Genomic DNA, 17940 nt, shown 5'->3' on the forward strand with positions numbered 1-17940 from the left:
GGGAGCACTCCATGGACGCCCATGAGGTGATCACCAAGTACTACGACTACGCCAACGCCGGTGACTGGCAGCGCTGGTGCGACCTGTTCGCCGACGACCAGGTCATGGACGAACAGCTCGCCGGACACATCGAGGGGCTGGCCAAACTCCGCTCGATGATGACCGGCATGGGGGACATGTACGAGAAGTTCAGCAACCGGCCGCTGCACGTCGTCGTGGACGCCGACGGCGAGCGGGCCGCGGTGGTCTCCCACATCAGCGCCGTGGCCAGGGCCTCCGGCAAGGGCATCGAGGCCGAGGTCATGAACTTCTTCCGGATCACCGACGGAAAGATCGCGTACATGGCGAACTTCCACGACACGGTCCCGTTCCACGTCCTGTCGCAGGCCGCCTGAGGGGGCACGCCATGACCGAGCGCGAGCGCGCACCCGAGTCGTACGACTACATCGTGATCGGCGCCGGAGCGGCGGGCGGCGTCCTGGCGAACCGGCTCTCCGAGGACCCCGACACCACGGTGCTGGTGCTGGAGGCGGGCGGCGACCGCATCCCGCCGGAGGTGGACGACCCGTCGTCCTGGTACAAGCTGCTCGGCGGCCCCATCGACTGGGGCTACACCGGTGTCCCGCAGCCCGGACTCGACGGGCGCAGCGTGTACGAGCCCCGCGGCAAGGCCCCGGGCGGCAGCAGCAACCTGTACATCATGATGCACATCCGGGGCCATGCCTCGGACTTCGACAACTGGGCCTACCAGGGCGCCGCGGGCTGGGCGTACGAGGACGTGCTGCCGTACTTCGCGCTGCTGGAGGCGCAGGAGGACGTCACCGCGCAGACCACCGGCACCAAGGGCCCGCAGCGCGTCACCAACGCCGGCGGGCACCGGCCCAACCCGGTCTCGCGGGTCTTCATCGACGCCTGTGTGGAGCTCGGTCACCAGGAGATCGCCGACTTCAACACCGACGGCCCCCGGCGGGGCCTGTTCGGCACCGGCTGGCACCACATCGACGTGGCGGACGGCAGGCGGCAGGGCACCCTGGCCGCCTATCTCGAGCCGGCCCTGGAGCGGCCCAACCTGAGCCTGCGCACCAGCGCGCAGACCACCCGGCTGCTGTTCGACGGCGACACCTGTATCGGCGCCGAGTACGTGCAGAGCGCCCCGCCCGCCGACGTGCCCGGCCGCACCCTGCCCAGCGACACCGTCGCCCCCGGCACGCACACCGTACGGGCCCGGCGCGAGGTGATCGTGGCCGCCGGGGCGATCGAGTCGCCCAAGCTGCTGCTGCTGTCCGGCATCGGACACCCCGGCCGGCTGCGGGAGTTCGGCATCCCGGTGACGGCCGAGGTGCCGGGCGTGGGCGAGAACTTCCACAACCACGTGCTGACCGGCCTGATGGCCGAGGTCTCCCAGGAACTGCCGCCTCCCGAGCAGAACCTCTCGGAGTCCGCCCTGTTCCTGTCCTCCCGGCCCGGACTGCCCGCGCCCGACCTCCAGATCGCCTTCGTGCACGTGCCGTTCGACGTGATCGTGGGCCAGGACCACCCCAACACGGTGAGCATCCTGCCCGGCGTCGTACGGCCCGCCTCGCGCGGCTGGATCCGGCTCGCCGACCGCGACCCGCTGTCCAAGCCGCTGATCAATCCGAACTACCTGGGCGACCGCTGGGACCTGGAGCGGATGGTGCAGGGCGTGAAGCTGGCCCGGGAGATCTTCGGGACCTCCGCCTTCAAGCCCTGGTACAAGCGGGAACTCCAGCCGGGCCCCGGCGCGGTGACCGACGACGAGCTGCGCTCCTTCGTGAAGCGGAAGGCGGAGAGCTACCACCACCAGGCCGGCTCCTGCCGCATGGGCGTGGACGACCTGTCGGTCGTCGACCCCGAGCTGCGCGTGCACGGTGTGCGCAACCTGCGCGTGGTGGACGCGAGCGTGATGCCCGCGGTGCCGTCCGGCAACTGCCACACCGCGATCGTGATGATCGCCGAGCGGGCCGCCGACCTGGTGCGGGGGGTGTCCCGTGTCTGACGTGGTGCTGCGCGAGGGCGTGCTGAGCGGGCTGCGGCTCGCCGTGCTGATCGAGAGCGACTTCTTCGAGCCGGAGATCGCCTACTACCAGCGCCGGTTTGCCGAGGAGGGCGCCGAGACCGACTTCCTCACCCGGCTGTGGGGCAACGACTCCATCACCTTCCAGGGGCACGAGTACCGGGCCCCGTTCACCGCCGACAAGAGCTTCGAGGGGCTGACCGACGACCAACTGCGCGGCTATGCCGCCGTGATCGTGCCCTCCGGCATGGTCTCCGACCGGCTCCGCTACACCGAGGACGTGGACCGGCTCGCCCCGGCGGCCGACTTCCTGCGCCGGGCCTTCGAGGAGCCGTCCGTGCTCAAGGGCATCATCTGCCACGGCATGTGGCTGGCCGCCCCGATCCCCGAGAAGGTCCGCGGCCGCAAGGTGGTCTGCCACAACAACCTGGTCGCCGACGTCCGCAACATGGGCGCCGAGTACGTCGACGAGGACGTGGTCGTCGACGGCGACCTGGTCACCGGGCGCACCGGGGGGCACCACCATCTGTTCGCGCGGCGGCTCATCGAACTGCTCGCGGCCCGCGCCGGCCGGGGCGGTGGGGCCTGATGCGCTGGTCGCACGTGGGGCTCAACTGCCGGGACCAGAAGACCACCGAGGAGTTCTACACCCGCTGGTTCGGCTTCACCCGGGCCCGGGTGGTGGACCTCGGGGACTCGGAGATCGTCTTCCTGCGCCGGGGGGACGCCTATCTGGAGCTGTTCCCCGCGGCGGCCGGCCCGGCCGCCGAGGCGACGGGGGACGGACCCGGCCGGCCGGGCGCGATGCGGCACCTGGCCTTCCAGACCGACAGCGTCGACGCCTTCCTGTCCGAGCTGGGCGACGGGGCCGAGATCACCCTGGGCCCGCTGGACTTCGACGACTTCATCCACGGCTGGCGCACGGTCTGGGTGCGCGACCCGGACGGCGTGATCGTCGAGGTGAGCCAGGGATTCCAGGACGACACGGACGCAACGGATGCAACGGACTCCTCTAAGGACGGTGCCCGACATGGCTGAGGCCGTGACCTTCTCCTTCTCCGACACGATCGCCGGGTACGTCGACCACTTCGACTCCGGCGCCCGGCGGCTCACCCTGCACACCGCCGACGGCCGCGACTTCGCGGTCTCGCTGAACGGCGACCCCAGCGCGGAGCTGGTGCGCAACCTCGACGAGCCGTACATCGACGCCTCCGGCCACATCGACGAGATGCTCTCGCCCGGCCGGTTCCTGTTCGTCTACGGCATCCACTACCCGGAGAACGGCGGGGTCTTCGAGGCGAAGCGGCTGGTGTTCCTGGGCCGCGGCGCCGAGGACTACCGGTTCGAGGAGGGCAGCTGGTGGATCAAGCAGATCGAGTCCCTCGCCGCCTTCTACCGCCGGGCGCAGTTCGGCGAGGGGCCGGTCGACTTCGCCGAGTACCGCACCGAGATCCGGCTCGGCGGCGACAAGACCGCGAGCCACATCCAGGAGACCGACACCATCTCCCGGCTGGTCTACGGCATGGCGTCGGCGTACCTGCTGACCGGCAAGGACGAGTACCTGGAGGTCGCCGAGCGCGGCACCGAGTACCTGCGCAAGCACATGCGGGTGGTCGACGCCGAGGAGGACGTCGTCTACTGGTACCACGGCATCAAGGTCGACGGTGACTCCGAACGCAAGCTGTTCACCTCGGAGTTCGGCGACGACTACGACGCCATCCCGATGTACGAGCAGATCTACGCGCTGGCCGGCCCGGTGCAGACCTACCGCGTCACCGGCGACGCCCGCATCAAGCAGGACGCGGACGCCACCATCCGGCTCTTCGACAAGTTCTTCCTGGACCGGGAGCAGGGCGGCTACTTCTCGCACATCGACCCGATCCTGTTCGCCCCCGACCACGAGTCGCTGGGCGAGAACCGCAGCCGCAAGAACTGGAACTCGGTCGGCGACCACGCGCCCGCGTATCTGATCAACCTGTACCTGGCGACGGGCGAGCAGCGCTACGCCGACTTCCTCGAGTACACCTTCGACACCATCGCGGACCGCTTCCCGGACTACAAGCAGAGCCCCTTCGTCCAGGAGCGCTTCCACCGGGACTGGTCGCACGACACCGCGCACAGCTGGCAGCAGAACCGCGCCGTGGTCGGCCACAACCTCAAGATCGCCTGGAACCTGATGCGGATGAACTCGCTGAAGGCCAAGCCGGCGTACCAGGAACTCGCCCGGCAGATCGGTCAGCTGATGCCCGAGGTGGGCAGCGACCGGCAGCGCGGCGGCTGGTACGACGTGGTCGAGCGGATCAAGGGCGACGGCGAGGAGCAGTACCGTTTCGCCTGGCACGACCGCAAGGCCTGGTGGCAGCAGGAGCAGTCCATCCTGGCCTATCTGATCCTGCACGGCACGGCCGGCGGCGAGGACTTCCTGCGCGAGGCGCGGCTGGCGGAGGCGTTCTACAACACCTTCTTCCTCGACCACGACGAGGGAGCGGTCTACTTCAACGTGCTGGCCTCCGGCACCCCGTACCTGCTGGGCACCGAGCGGCTCAAGGGCAGCCACTCGATGTCGATGTACCACTCGGCCGAGCTGTGCTACCTGGCCGCGGTGTACAACAACCTGCTGATCAACGGGCGGGAGATGGACTTCCACTTCAAGCCCGACCCCTCCGACCTGCCCGGCCGTGTGCTGCGGGTCTCGCCCGACCTGCTGCCCGCCGGGTCCATCACCATCGCGTCCGTCGAGATCGACGGCCAGGAGTACGACAACTACGACGCCGACGCCCTCACCGTGACGCTTCCCGACGCGCAGGAGCGGGTCCGGGTCAAGGTGCGGCTGCGTCCGGTGTCCACGGGGAAGGACACACCATGACTCTCGCTCTCAAGCAGCGCCGCACCAAGTCGGGCACGGTCGTCACCCTGACCGGTGAGATCAACAGCGAGACCTCCGGCACGCTGCTGGAGTCGCTGCGCCCGCTGGTGCGCTCGGGGGAGACGCTCCGCATCGACCTCAAGAACGTCTCGTACGTCTCCAGCGCCGGACTGCGCACCCTGCTCGTCGTCTACCGGGAGGCCCAGCACTCCGGGGCCCGGGTGACGCTGACCGGGGTGGGCGAGGAGGTCCGGTTCGTGATGTCGGCGACCGGGTTCCTGGACTACTTCGTCGCCGGCGAGGGCGGCCGCGAGGCGCAGGCGGGGCAGGTCGCGACATGACGGAGTACCTGGAGCTTCAGCGCATCGACGCCTACCCCACGCACCGCATCGCCGGGTACGGGGTCCGCGCCGCCAAGCCCTACCCGTTCGGCGCGTACGTCGTGCCGGGCGGGGTCAGCTTCGCGGTCTACTCGGACCGGGCGACCAGCATGACCCTGGTGCTGTTCAAGCGCGGTGAACCCCAGCCGATGGCCGAACTGGAGTTCCCCCCGGAGTTCCGCACCGGCAGCGTGTTCGCGATGACCGTCTTCGGCCTGGACCACGAGGACATCGAGTACGGCTTCCGGGCCGACGGACCCTTCGACCCGGTCGAGGGCCATCGCTTCGACCCGGAGCGGATCCTCAGCGACCCCTACGCCCGGCTGGTCTCCGGCCGGGACGTGTGGGGCGTGGAGCCGGACTGGGACAACGTCTACCCCTACCGGTCACGGGTCTGCCTCCAGGACTTCGACTGGGGCGACGACGTCCCGCTCGGCATCCCCTCCGAGGACCTGGTGATCTACGAGGCCCATGTGCGCGGCATGACCCGGCACCCCTCGTCCGGGGTGGCGGCGCCGGGCACCTTCGCGGGACTGCGGGAGAAGGTCCCGTACCTGAAGGAACTGGGCGTCAACTGCATCGAGCTGCTGCCCGTGTTCGAGTTCGACGAGACGGACAACCCGCGCACCGACCCCGAGACCGGGAAGCGGCTGCACGACTACTGGGGCTACAACACCGTCTCCTTCTTCGCCCCGAAGGCCGGCTTCGCGGCGACGGGCCGCTACGGCATGCAGGGCGACGAGTTCCGCACGCTGGTCAAGGACCTGCACGCGGCGGGCATCGAGGTCATCCTCGACGTCGTCTTCAACCACACCGCCGAGGGCAACGAGCACGGCCCCACGATCTCCTTCAAGGGCCTCGACAACGCCACGTACTACATGCTCACGCCCGAGGGCTACTACTTCAACTTCAGCGGCACCGGCAACACCGTCAACTGCAACCACCCCGTCGTCCGGCAGTTCGTCCTGGACTGCCTGCGGCACTGGGTCGCCGACTACCACGTCGACGGCTTCCGCTTCGACCTCGCCGCCATCCTCGGCCGCGCGCTGGACGGCACCCCGCTGCCCAACCCGCCGCTGCTGGAACTGCTCGCCCACGACCCGGTGCTGCGCCACACCAAGCTGATCGCCGAGGCATGGGACGCGGCCGGCCTGTACGAGGTCGGCAACTTCCCGGCGTACGGGCGCTGGGCGGAGTGGAACGGCCGCTACCGGGACACCGTGCGCCGCTTCATCAAGGGCGACGAGGGCGTGGTGGGCGACCTGGCGACCCGCGTCGCCGGCTCCCCCGACATGTACTCCGGCCGCGGCACCGGGGCGTCGGTGAACTTCCTCACCGCGCACGACGGCTTCACCCTCGCCGACCTGGTCTCCTACAACGACAAGCACAACGAGGCCAACGGCGAGGGCAACCGGGACGGCGCCAACGACAACAACAGCTGGAACCACGGCGCCGAGGGCCCCACCGACGACCCGGAGATCAACGCGCTGCGGATGCGGCAGATGAAGAACGCCATGGCGATCCTGCTCACCAGCCAGGGCGTTCCGATGATCCTCGCCGGCGACGAGTTCGGCCGCACCCAGCAGGGCAACAACAACACCTACTGCCAGGACAACGAACTGTCCTGGGTGGACTGGGAACAGGCCGAGACCAACGCCGAACTCCTGCGCTTCACCAAGGCGATGATCGCCTTCCGCCACGCCCACGGGCAGCTGCGCACCCACCGGCACACCACCGGACTGCCGGTGCCGGAGACCGGGCTGCCCGACATCAGCTGGCACGGGGTCACGGCCTGGGAGCCCGACTGGTCGCCCGGCAGCCGGCTGCTCGCGGTGATGCGCGGCGGGTCCGGCGACGAGGACGTCGTCTACATCGCCATGAACGCGCACTGGGAGGCGCACGACCTCGAGCTGCCCCATCTGCCCGGCGGACGCGCCTGGCACCTGTTCGCCGACACGGGGGCCGAGGCGCCCCACGATCTGCACGAGCCGGGTGCGGAACCCGTCCTGGACAACCCCGGCAGCTATCTGATCGGGCCGCGCAGCGTCGTGGTCCTCGTCGGCCGGACGCCCTCGACCGAAGGAGCCTGACATGCCGTTGTCCGTATCCCTGTCCGTCGACGGAGACGTCGCCGTGATCGAGCTGAGCGGTGAACTGGACGCCCGTACGGCGCCCGACTTCCACCAGACGATCGAGAAGGCCGCGGCGCACGGCACCACCGTCGTCGAGATCCGCATGCACCGCCTCGGCTACATGGCCAGCGCCGGACTGCGCTCGCTGGTCTTCGCCCAGCAGAAGGTGTCCGACGACGTCAGCATCCGGGTGGTCGGCGCCAGCGAGCCGGTCGCCCGGACGATCCGGACCGCCGGCCTGGACCGCACGATCACGCTGGCCGATGAGTGAGGGGATCCGATTGGCGCAGCGGGCATCCGGGTTACGGGTGCCCGCCACGCTCGCCGCGCTGAGCGACATCGCCGGGTTCGTCCTGGCCCTGGCGGGGCGGGCCCGCCTCGACGAGTCCGCCGCCTACCGGCTGCGGCTCGCCGTGGACGAACTCGCCACCAATGTCGTGACGCACGGATACGGCGAGGCGGGCGTCCCGGCCGGCGAGATCCTGGTGACCGGCGGCTTCGACGCCGACCGGCTGTGGGTGCGCATCGAGGACACCGCGCCGCCCTTCGATCCGCGCGACGGCTGCCGCGCACCGACCACGGACGTACCGCTGGAGCGGCGGCGCGTCGGCGGACTCGGCATCCACCTGGCCCTGACCAGCGTGGACGAGTTCGCCTACGACCGGCAGGGCGGCCGCAACGTCAGCACGCTGACGATGCGCACCCGGCCGGTACGGCCTTGAGGAGACGCTTCATGCCCACCACCACGGTGCTCGTCGTGGACGAGGACCCGCCCGTTCCCGGGGCCCTGCTCGACGCCCTGGAACAGGTGGCGCCCTCGGTCACCCTGCGGTCCCTCGTCCGGCTCGGGAACGAACCGTCCGCCGCGCTGCCCGCGGCGGACGTGCTCCTGGCCCCGGCCCGGTGCGCACCCGGCGCGGTGCGGGACGTGGTCCGGCGGCTGCGCCGGCGCGGGGCGGACCCCGTCGTCGTGGTGTACGCGGTGGACGGCTTCGAGGAGCTCGAGCCGCATGTGCGGGCCGGGCACGACTATCTGGTCCCGCCGTTCCTGCCCGCCCTGGTCGGCGCCCGGCTGACCGGGTCCGCGGACCGGTCCGGGCGGGACCGCGCGGCCGGCGCGGCCGAGGCGCGCACGGAACTGATCCGCTACGAGCGGGAGCTGGAGATCGGCCGGGAGATCCAGGCCGGTTTCCTGCCCGAGGACCTGCCGGTGCCCCGGGGCTGGGAGATCGACGTCCGGTTCCGGCCGGCCCGGCAGGTCGCCGGGGACTTCTACGACGTGTTCGAGCTGGTGCACCGCAGGAGGCTGGCGATCGTGGTGGCCGACGTCTGCGACAAGGGCGTCGGCTCCGCGCTCTTCATGGCGCTGATCCGCAGCCTGCTGCGGCACACCGCGGAGAACAGCGGCCTCCAGCACCTGGTGGCCACCTCCCCGGCCGCGAACCGCGCCGGGGTGCCCGTCGTGGGCGCCACGTCGCTGCTGACGGCGGTCAGCGCCACCAACGGCTACCTCACCCGCAACCATCTGCGCCAGGGCTACTTCGCCACCCTGTTCTTCGGCGTCCTGGACCCGGTCACCGGCAGCCTCGTCTACATCAACGGCGGTCACAACCCGCCGCTGCTGCTGGACGCGGACGGCGGGGACCCGACCCCGCTGGAGGCCACCGGCCCCGCCGTGGGGGTGCTGCCGGACTCCTCCTTCACCCTGGGGTACGCGCAACTCGACCCGGGGGACACGCTGTTCGTCTACACCGACGGTGTGCCCGAGGCCCGCTGCCCCAACGGGCGGTTCCTCGGCGAGGAGCGGATGCTGCGGCTGCTCGCCGGGCCCGCGCCGCGCGGCCGGGACCTGGTGGAACGGCTCGACTCGGCGGTCCGCGCGCACACCGCGGACGGGGAGCAGCACGACGACGTCACCATGCTCGCCCTGCACCGGCCGCGCGCCGGCGGACCGCCACCGGCCGCCCTGGCGGTGGCGTGATGGCGCGCACCGTGGTGATGCACTCGCACCGGGGCGGCACCGGGAAGTCGACGCTGCTCGCCAACATGGCGTATCTGATCGCCGGTGAGGGGCGGCGCGTGGCCCTGGTCGACACGGACATCCAGTCGCCGACCCTGGACGTCCTGTTCGGACTGGGTCCGGGCGACTGCTCGCTCACCGACTATCTGCTGGGCCGCTGCGAGATCGAGGACGCGGTCCACCAGGTGGGCCCCGAGGGGCTGTACGTGGTGCCGGCCCGTACGGAGCCCGGATCGCTCGCGGAGATCATGTCGGCCGGATACGACGTGGGCCTGCTGCCGGAGGCGTTCGGCCGGCTCGTGGCCTCCTACGACCTGGACGTCCTGCTGCTGGACACGCACGCGGGCCTCAACAACGAGACGGTCACCGCCATGGCCAGCGCCGATCTGCTGGTGATCGCCCTGCGGGCGGACCGCATCGACCTGGCGGGCGCCGACGAGCTCGCCCCGCTCGCCGGGCGGCTCGCCTGCCGGCGGGCCCTGGTGATCAGCATGGCGCCCGAGGGCGTCGAGGCGGCCGCCGTCCGGGCGCGGGCCGAGCACGCCTACGGCGCCGAGACGGCCGGAATCCTCCCTTACGTCGCGGAACTCGCGGCGCTCGGCGGGGACCGCATATTCGCCGACGCCCGCCCCGGCCATCCGGTGATCGCGGAACTCCGCAGGATCATCGGCGTACTAGCTCCGGCGGACCGGAGGAAAAGGGCGACGGAAGCGGATTCCTGAAGTTCAGGAAGTTCCCGAAGTTCCTGAATTTCCGGAGGAAAGGAATACCGAAAGCGAAAGCGGCGGGAGAACCGCAAAAGGCGCGAGAAATTGCGGGAAGGCTCACCGAGCGCGACACAACGCGCGGAAAACGGGGGTGCGGATGGAAAGCGTACCGGCAATGGCCCTGGCGGGCGGCCGGGGGGTGCGGGCCCGCCCGATCACCCTCAACTCCGCCGACCACCTGCGCAGCAAGGCGGCCATGCGGGTGGCCGGGCGGCCGTTGATCGAGTGGGCGGTCGGCGCGCTCCGGGACCAGGGCGTGGGGCGGTACTACGTCGTCGCCAACGGCGGGGAGAACCGGGCCCAGACCCAGGCGATCCTGGGCCACGGCGACCGGCTCGGCGTCACCGTCCGGTACTCCCGGACCCGCTTCGACCGCGACAACACGGGCAGCGGGGAGGCCACCCTGCGCTGCCTGGAGTACTGGGACCTGACCGGGCTCGCCCTGGTCTTCCCCACGGACTCCCTGTTCGACTTCGACCTCGGCGACATGGTCCGGGCCCACCGCGCGGCCCGCGCCGACGTCACCGTGGCCACCGTACGGCGCCCGGCGGCCACGGCGGCCGGCAAGTACGGGGTGCTGCGGCTCGGGCGGGACGGGCTGGTCGACGGCTTCCTGGAGAAGCCGGACCTCGCCGCCGTGCGGGCGCTGACCCGCGGGGGCGGCGACGATCCGGTGCACACCAACGCCGGGATGTACCTGATCGACTGCGAACGGCTGCGCATGGCCGCCCGCGACCCGGAACTCGCCGCGCTGACCCGGTGCCGGCTCGACTGGGGCGGCGATCTGCTGCCGTACCTGGTGCGGCGGGGGCACCGGGTGCTGGCCCGCCCGATCGCCCGGTTCGGCGACCTGGGCAGCCCGCGGGACTATCTGGACACCCTCCGGGACCTGCTCCTCGGCCGCTATCCCCGGCTCAGCGAGGGGCTCGGCGAACCGGCGGGCCCCGGCGGGCACCGGGTCCATCCCTCCAGCCTGGAGATGAAGGACCGGGTCAGCGGACGCACCCTGGCGGAGAAGATCGAGGACGGCAGCGTCCGGATCGGCCCCGGGGTGCGCATCGGGCGGGACGTGGAGATCGCGCCCGGTGTGGCGCTGGCCGAGTCCGACATCGGCGACGGGGTGGACATCGGCGCGGACAGCACCCTGCGCGGGGTGGCGTGCGGCGACCACAGCGTCATCGGCCCCGGCGCCCGGCTCACCGACGTCTTCCTCGGCTGCATGGCCGACGTCCGCTCCACCCTGAGCGAGCCCGTGGTCCTGGACGACTACTGCGCCCTCGGCGACGAGGTCCGGGTGCGGCCGGGAACACGGCTGCGCGGGGTGAGCGCCTTTCCCCGGCTGGAGATCGGCGGGGGCATTCCGAGCGGCACGAGTCTGTCCGGCGTCCGCGATGTGCTGCGGTGCCTGTGAGGAGTCCGGAATTCACCCTTGTACGGCTGTGGAAGGGCCGGAATATCGGCACGGCCGCAGGGCGTGTGAATCTTTGACCAGTTTATACCTGACGAAGTATCGAGTGACTGAGCAATTCCTCTCGAAAAGCGCCGGGCGGCGTGGTCACATCGAGAACGCCGGACCCTGGCAGCGTCACCGGAATTCACGAAGGAGAGATCGGCCATGAGGATCCTCGTCGTCATGACGGCCAAGGCAACGCTCCATCTCCTGGACGGTGAGCGGCACCCGTCCGGCTTCTGGGCCGAGGAGTTCGTCGTCCCGTACCAGATCTTCACGGACGCCGGACACGTCGTGGACGTCGCCACCATCGGCGGCCAGTCCCCGACCGTCGACCGGACCAGCATCGACCCGCAGTTCCTCCAGTACGTCCGCCCGCAGGGCTCCGCGGACGACGACGCGGCCAACGCCGCCGAGTACGTCCGTGTCATCGAGAGTGTGCCGCAGCTGAAGAAGCCGCTGGTCCTGGAGAACCTCACCGAGCAGGACATCGCCGGCTACGACGGCCTGTACGTCAGCGGCGGCCACGGCGCCATCGGCGACCTGCCCAAGTCCGACGAGCTGGCGCAGATCCTGCGCTGGTGGCTCGCGGGCGGCAAGCCGCTCGCGACCGTCTGCCACGGCCACACCTCCCTGCTCGCCCTGCGGGACGGCGAGGGCCGCTGGCCGTTCGAGGGCTACCGCATGACCGCGTTCTCGCACTCCGAGGAACTGGTCACCAACATGGCCGGCCGGCTGCCGTTCATCCTCGAGGTGGAACTGTCCCGGCTCGGCGCCAAGTACGAGAAGGCCGACGTCATCTGGGACTCGCACGTCGTGGTGGACCGCAACCTGACGACCGGCCAGAACCCGTACTCGTCCAAGGCGCTCGCCGAGACGTTCCTGGAGCGGCTCGGCTCAGCGTGAACCCGTCCGCTCCGTCCGCCCCCACCGGAGGCAACCATGTCCAAGCGCGATCTGCCCGACCGCCCCTTGGCCCACCCCGGCACGCTCTACGTCGACGGGAAGTGGACACCGGCCCGTGACGGGGACACGGTGCCGGACGTCTCTCCCGTGGACGGACGGGACATCGTGCCCGTCGCCCAGGCCGGCGCCGCCGACGTCGACAGCGCGGTCGGGGCCGCGCGCCGGGCGTACGAGGAGGGACCCTGGGGCCGGCTGCCCGATCAGGAACGGGCCCGGCTGCTCACCCGCGTCGGAGAGCTGATCGAGCGCGACAACGACGAGATCGCCCTGCTGGAGACGGTGGACATGGGCAAGCCGTTCGCCTTCTCCAGCACGGTCGACGTGCCCATGGCCGCCCGGCTGATGCACTACTACGCCGGCCTGTGCACCCAGGTGGACGGCGCCACCCGCAACCCGGCGGGCGACAGGTTCGCCTACACCCGGCGGGAGCCGCTGGGCGTCGTCGCGGCGATCACCCCGTTCAACTTCCCGCTGCTGCTGTCCATGACCAAGATCGGCCCGGCCCTCGCGGCCGGCAACACGGTCGTGCACAAGCCGTCCCCGGCCACCCCGCTCACCGCGCTGAAGATCGCGGAGCTGTTCGAGGAGGCCGGTGTTCCCGACGGCGTGCTCAACGTCGTCACCGGACCGGGCGTCGCCCTCGGCGAGGCACTGGTCGAGCACCCCGGCATCGACAAGATCGCCTTCACCGGCTCCACCTCGGTGGGCCAGGGCATCATCCGCAAGGCGGCGGCGACCCTGAAGAAGGTGACGATGGAGCTGGGCGGCAAGTCCGCGAACATCGTCTTCGAGGACGCCGACCTGGACGCCGCCGAGGAACTCGCGTTCTTCGGCATCTTCTACAACAAGGGCGAGATCTGCACCGCCGGCTCCCGGCTGCTGCTGCACCGCTCCGTGCACGACGAGATGGTGGAGCGGCTCGTGGCGCGTGCCGCGGCCCTGATCCCCGGGGACCCGCGCGAGGAGTCGACCCTGTTCGGGCCGCTGGCCCACCGCGGCCAGTTCGACAAGGTCTCCTCCTATGTCGAGCTGGGCCAGAAGGAGGGCGCCGAACTGCGCGTCGGCGGCGGACCGTTCACTCCCGAGGGGACGTCCGGCGAGGGGCTGTACTTCCTGCCGACGATCTTCACCGGCGTGGACAACGGCATGCGCATCGCCCAGGAGGAGATCTTCGGCCCGGTGCTCTGCGTGATCCCCTTCGACACCGAGGAGGAGGCCGTACGGATCGCCAACGACAGCGCCTACGGCCTCGCGGCCGGCGTGCACACCCGGGACCTGCGCCGGGCGCACCGGGTGGCCGCGCGGATCAACGCGGGCACGGTGTGGGTGAACTGCTACAACCAGTACGACCCCGCCGTCCCGTACGGCGGCTACCGGGCCTCCGGGTTCGGCCGCGAGTGCGGTCCGGAGTCCCTGGAGAGCTACACCCAGACGAAGTCGGTCTGGATCGGCATGGACTGAGACCGTCCACCGGATGGACCGGGACGGTCCACCGGATGATCGAGGCCCCCCGCCGGACCGGCCCCGTGCCGCGGCGGGGGACCGCCGTATGCCCGGAGAAAGCGACTTCACCAAGTAATTTCAGACCTGACCAAGTGCGGCCGGAATACCCCGCCCCTCTGGCTCGCGTCGTAATTGCTCGGACAGGATGTGCGGACGGAACGAAAAGCGGCAAGTGACCGTAATTCCGAGGCCGGAACGAGCGAGGTGCTGTACCGATGAAGACGTGCGTCCTGGGGGCCGGCCGTATCGGCGCCACGCTCGCCCGGCTGCTGGTCGCGGCCGGGCACGAGGTGCGGATCGCCAACGCGAGCGGCCCCGCCCGGCTGGCCCCGCTGCTGGCCGAACTCGGCCCCGCCGCGACCGTCGGCTCCCCCGCCGAAGCCGTCCGGGACGCGGACCTCGCGGTGCTGATGGTCCCCTTCGGCAGCGCCCGGACCCTGCTCCCGCCGGCGTCCTTGGCCGGAAAGGTGCTGGTCGACGCCATGAACGCGTTCGGCGAGGACCTGGGCGAGCGCGGGTCCAGCGAGCTGGTGGCCGAGTGGTACCCGGCGGCCCGCCCGGTGAAGTCGCTCAACACCATGCACTTCGAGACGCTCGCCACCGCCGGGCGCCCCGGCGCGGACCTGGCCGAGCGGCTCGCGCACTACGTCGCGGGCGACGACCCGGACGCCAACGCGACGGTCTCCGCGCTGATCCGGGAATTGGGATTCGCGCCGGTGGAAACCGGTTCGCTGCGTACCGGCGGACTGCTTCAGCAGCCCGGCGGGCCACTTTTCGACAAACCGCTCACCGAACGCCAGGCGCGTATTGTCCTCGGATTCTGAAAGACCCCTCGAAGGTCGGAAAAGGGCGTGGTCATGAAGGTATCCCTCACTGTGAACGGGGCGCCGCGGGAAATGGACGCCGACCCATCTGAACTCCTCGTGGAACGGCTCAGGGACGGCCTGGGCCTGACCGGCACCAAGGTCGGCTGCGACACCGGCCAGTGCGGCAGTTGCGTGGTCCGGCTGGACGGACGGTCCGTCAAGAGCTGTCTGCTGCTCACCGTCCAGGCGGCCGACTGCGAGGTCACCACCATCGAGGGGGTCGGGACCGGCGGCGAGCCGACCGGTCTCCAGGAGGCGCTGCGGGCCGAGCACGGCACCCAGTGCGGCTTCTGCACCCCGGGCATGGTCATGGCGCTCGGCGAGCTGGTCGAGGGGGCGGACACCGAGCCGGCCGAGGGCGAGATCAGGGAGTGGCTCACCGGCAACCTCTGCCGGTGCACCGGTTATCACGGCGTGGTGCGCGGAGTGCAGCGTGCCTGCGCCGCCGGGCCCGTCGGCCACGCGGTGAAGGAGTGAACCCGTCATGACCACAGCGGAGGAACGTTCCACCACGGCCGGATCCGAGACCGGCCCCGCCCCGTCCGGCGGCAGCGGCCTGCTCGGCACCCCGCTCGACGTCCGCGAGGACGAGGAACTGCTGCGCGGCACCGCCACCTTCATCGCGGACGTGCGGCTGCCCGGCACCGCCCACATGGCGATCCTCGGCAGCGACCACGCGCACGCCCGGATCCGCGGCATCGACACCGCGGCGGCCGAGGCCATGCCCGGCGTCCTCGCCGTCGCCACCGCCGCCGACTTCCAGGACGTCATGCCGCTGCCCTGCATCTGGGTCCCCGGCGGCGTCGAGAGCCACTTCCCGCCGCACCCCTACGGCCTGCCCGGCGCCCGCCCGGTGCTCTCCGGGGACGTGGTGCGGCACGTCGGCGACCCGATCGCCGTCGTCGTCGCCGAGACCGACAAGCAGGCGGCCGCGGCCGCCCGCGCCCTCGTCGTCGACTACGAGCCGCTGCCGGTCGTCCTGCGCGCCGACCACGCCCTGGAGGACGGCGCCCCGCAGCTGCACGAGGCCGTGCCGCACAACCTCAACGCCCACTGGACGTGCGGCGACCGGGAGCGCACCGACCGCGCCGTCGCCGACGCCGAGATCGTCGTCGAGCTCGACCTGGTCAACCAGCGCACCGTCAACAGCCCCATCGAGCCGCGCGGCGCCGTCGGCCACTACGACCCGGACACCGGCGACTACACCCTCTACGCCTCCACCCAGGGCCCGCACAACCACCGCTTCCTGCTGTCCGCGCTGGTCCTCGGCATCCCCTTCAACAGATTGCGCGTCGTGGCCCCCACGGTCGGCGGCAGCTTCGGCACCAAGGGCTACCTCTACCCCGACATGGCGCTCGTGCTGCTGATGTCGAAGCGGCTGGGCCGGCCCGTGCAATGGGTCGACACCCGCACCGGGCTGATGAACTCCACCGTGCAGGGCCGCGACCACCGCCAGCACGCGGTCCTCGCCGGCACCCGAGACGGCCGGATCACCGCCGTCCGCTGCACCAGCTACGCCAACCTCGGCGCCTACCCGTCCACCATCGGACCCGGCGTCGCCACCGCCCTGATGGGCCGCAGCATCACCGGCATGTACGCGATCGACGCGGCCTTCTGCGAGGTCTACGCGGCCTTCACCAACACCGTCCCGCTCGGCGCCCAGCGCGGCAGCGGACGCGCCGAGGCCGCCTTCCTGATGGAGCGGCTGGTCGACCGGTACGCCCGCGAGATCGGCATGGACCCCGCCGAGGTGCGCCGCCGCAACCTCGTACCGGCCGACGCCTTCCCGTACGACAACGGCCTGGGCTGGACCTACGACTCCGGCAACTACCCGGAGAACTTCGACAAGGCCCTCGCGCTCGCCGGGTACGACGGCCTGGACGCCCGGCGGGCCGAGGCCGCCCGGCGCGGCAAGCGGCTCGGCGTCGGCATCGCCACGTACGTCGCCGTCTGCGGTGTGGGCCCATCGACCCGCATGTCGCAGGAGGGCATGCTCGGCGGTACCTGGGAGAGCGCCAACATCCGGGTGCACCCGACCGGCGAGGTCACCGTCACGGTGGGCTCCGCCTCCACGGGCCAGAGCCACCACACGATCTTCGCGCAGGTGGCCGCCGACCAGCTCGGCATCGACCCGGCCGCCGTGCAGGTGCTGGAGGCCGACACCCTCAAGGCCCCCTACGGGCAGGGCACGTACGGCAGCCGTTCCTACAGCATGGCCGGGCCCGCGGTCGCGCTGACCGCGCAGAAGATCAAGGACAAGATGCGCTGCGTGGCGGCGGCCATGTTCCAGGTCTCCGAGGACAAGGTCGTCCACGCGGGCGGCAAGGTGTTCGTCCCGGGGGACGAGGACAACGGCAAGACGTTCGCCGACCTGGCCATGGCGCTCTGGTACGGCTGGAACCTGCCGCCCGGGATCGAGCCCGGCCTCGACGAGACCACCCACTTCGACCCGCCGGACTTCAACTACCCCTTCGGCACGCATGTCGCGGTCGTGGAGATCGACGAACTCACCGGTGAGACCGAGGTCGTGAGCTACACGGCCGTGGACGACGCCGGGAACATCGGCAACCCGACGATCGTGCGGGGCCAGATCGAGGGCAGCATCGTCCACGGCCTGGGGCAGGCGCTGATGGAGGCCGCCGAGTACGCCGACGACGGCCGCCTGGTCACCCGCGACCTGCGCACCTACGCCCTGCCGCGGGCCACCGACGCCCCGTTCTTCGCCCTGGACCGGACGGTCACGCCCAGCCCGCACAACCCGCTGGGCGCCAAGGGCGCGGGCGAGATCGCCACGGTGCCGCCGGCCGCCGCGGTCACCAACGCAGTCGTCGACGCGCTGTCCGACGTGGGTGTCACGCACATCGACATGCCGCTCACCCCCGAGAAGGTGTGGCGGGCGATGCGCGGGGAGCCGGGGGCGGCGCCGTGACGGCCGCCGCGCCCGCGACCCACGCC

General features: G+C 71.1%; 17 protein-coding genes. All 17 read left to right on the forward strand.

Going from position 1 to position 17940, the window contains the following annotated elements:
* Positions 1-11 precede the first annotated feature (11 nt).
* The 17 genes from ACZ470_RS11070 to ACZ470_RS11150 all read left to right on the forward strand — a co-directional run bounded on the left by ACZ470_RS11070 (position 12) and on the right by ACZ470_RS11150 (position 17914).
* On the forward strand, positions 12-395 hold the full coding sequence (locus tag ACZ470_RS11070; RefSeq protein WP_468426558.1) for a nuclear transport factor 2 family protein: 384 nt from the start codon (positions 12-14) through the stop codon (positions 393-395).
* A gap of 11 nt (positions 396-406) precedes the next feature.
* The gene (locus ACZ470_RS11075) at positions 407-2017 is read left to right on the forward strand and encodes a GMC family oxidoreductase (protein WP_468426560.1); all 1611 of its coding nucleotides are present in this window, start codon (positions 407-409) and stop codon (positions 2015-2017) included.
* The gene (locus ACZ470_RS11080; RefSeq protein ID WP_468426562.1) at positions 2010-2624 is read left to right on the forward strand and encodes a DJ-1/PfpI family protein; all 615 of its coding nucleotides are present in this window, start codon (positions 2010-2012) and stop codon (positions 2622-2624) included. Before ACZ470_RS11075 ends, ACZ470_RS11080 begins: the two co-directional genes overlap by 8 nt.
* Complete coding sequence (locus tag ACZ470_RS11085; RefSeq protein WP_468426564.1) at positions 2624-3073, forward strand: VOC family protein; 450 nt, start codon at positions 2624-2626, stop codon at positions 3071-3073. Before ACZ470_RS11080 ends, ACZ470_RS11085 begins: the two co-directional genes overlap by 1 nt.
* Positions 3066-4901 (forward strand): AGE family epimerase/isomerase, encoded by a 1836-nt coding sequence (locus ACZ470_RS11090; protein ID WP_468426566.1) that lies wholly within the window; start codon positions 3066-3068, stop codon positions 4899-4901. The genes ACZ470_RS11085 and ACZ470_RS11090 overlap by 8 nt, the downstream gene beginning before the upstream one ends.
* Positions 4898-5242 carry an STAS domain-containing protein gene (locus tag ACZ470_RS11095; protein WP_468426568.1) on the forward strand — a complete coding sequence of 115 codons (345 nt, stop codon included), beginning with the start codon at positions 4898-4900 and terminating at the stop codon, positions 5240-5242. Before ACZ470_RS11090 ends, ACZ470_RS11095 begins: the two co-directional genes overlap by 4 nt.
* Positions 5239-7371 carry a glycogen debranching protein GlgX gene (gene glgX, locus ACZ470_RS11100; RefSeq protein WP_468426570.1) on the forward strand — a complete coding sequence of 711 codons (2133 nt, stop codon included), beginning with the start codon at positions 5239-5241 and terminating at the stop codon, positions 7369-7371. The genes ACZ470_RS11095 and glgX overlap by 4 nt, the downstream gene beginning before the upstream one ends.
* Before the next feature lies 1 nt (position 7372).
* The gene (locus tag ACZ470_RS11105) at positions 7373-7684 is read left to right on the forward strand and encodes an STAS domain-containing protein (protein WP_468426572.1); all 312 of its coding nucleotides are present in this window, start codon (positions 7373-7375) and stop codon (positions 7682-7684) included.
* Entirely contained in the window at positions 7677-8135 is a 459-nt protein-coding gene (locus ACZ470_RS11110; protein ID WP_468426574.1) for an ATP-binding protein, read from the forward strand. Before ACZ470_RS11105 ends, ACZ470_RS11110 begins: the two co-directional genes overlap by 8 nt.
* A gap of 11 nt (positions 8136-8146) precedes the next feature.
* On the forward strand, positions 8147-9394 hold the full coding sequence (locus tag ACZ470_RS11115) for a PP2C family protein-serine/threonine phosphatase (RefSeq protein WP_468426576.1): 1248 nt from the start codon (positions 8147-8149) through the stop codon (positions 9392-9394).
* Positions 9394-10155 carry a MinD/ParA family ATP-binding protein gene (locus tag ACZ470_RS11120; protein ID WP_468426578.1) on the forward strand — a complete coding sequence of 254 codons (762 nt, stop codon included), beginning with the start codon at positions 9394-9396 and terminating at the stop codon, positions 10153-10155. Before ACZ470_RS11115 ends, ACZ470_RS11120 begins: the two co-directional genes overlap by 1 nt.
* Before the next feature lie 142 nt (positions 10156-10297).
* On the forward strand, positions 10298-11611 hold the full coding sequence (locus ACZ470_RS11125; protein WP_468426580.1) for a sugar phosphate nucleotidyltransferase: 1314 nt from the start codon (positions 10298-10300) through the stop codon (positions 11609-11611).
* A 204-nt stretch (positions 11612-11815) separates the two neighbouring features.
* Entirely contained in the window at positions 11816-12556 is a 741-nt protein-coding gene (locus ACZ470_RS11130) for a type 1 glutamine amidotransferase domain-containing protein (RefSeq protein WP_468426582.1), read from the forward strand.
* A gap of 36 nt (positions 12557-12592) precedes the next feature.
* Positions 12593-14077, forward strand: coding sequence for an aldehyde dehydrogenase family protein (locus ACZ470_RS11135; RefSeq protein ID WP_468426584.1), 1485 nt, complete (start codon positions 12593-12595; stop codon positions 14075-14077).
* 257 nt (positions 14078-14334) lie between these two features.
* Entirely contained in the window at positions 14335-14943 is a 609-nt protein-coding gene (locus ACZ470_RS11140; protein ID WP_468426586.1) for an NADPH-dependent F420 reductase, read from the forward strand.
* 33 nt (positions 14944-14976) lie between these two features.
* Positions 14977-15462, forward strand: coding sequence for a (2Fe-2S)-binding protein (locus tag ACZ470_RS11145; protein ID WP_468426588.1), 486 nt, complete (start codon positions 14977-14979; stop codon positions 15460-15462).
* 7 nt (positions 15463-15469) lie between these two features.
* Positions 15470-17914 carry a xanthine dehydrogenase family protein molybdopterin-binding subunit gene (locus ACZ470_RS11150; RefSeq protein WP_468426590.1) on the forward strand — a complete coding sequence of 815 codons (2445 nt, stop codon included), beginning with the start codon at positions 15470-15472 and terminating at the stop codon, positions 17912-17914.
* The last annotated feature ends 26 nt before the right edge of the window (positions 17915-17940 follow it).

The organism is Streptomyces sp. NPDC031111 (assembly GCF_055570675.1).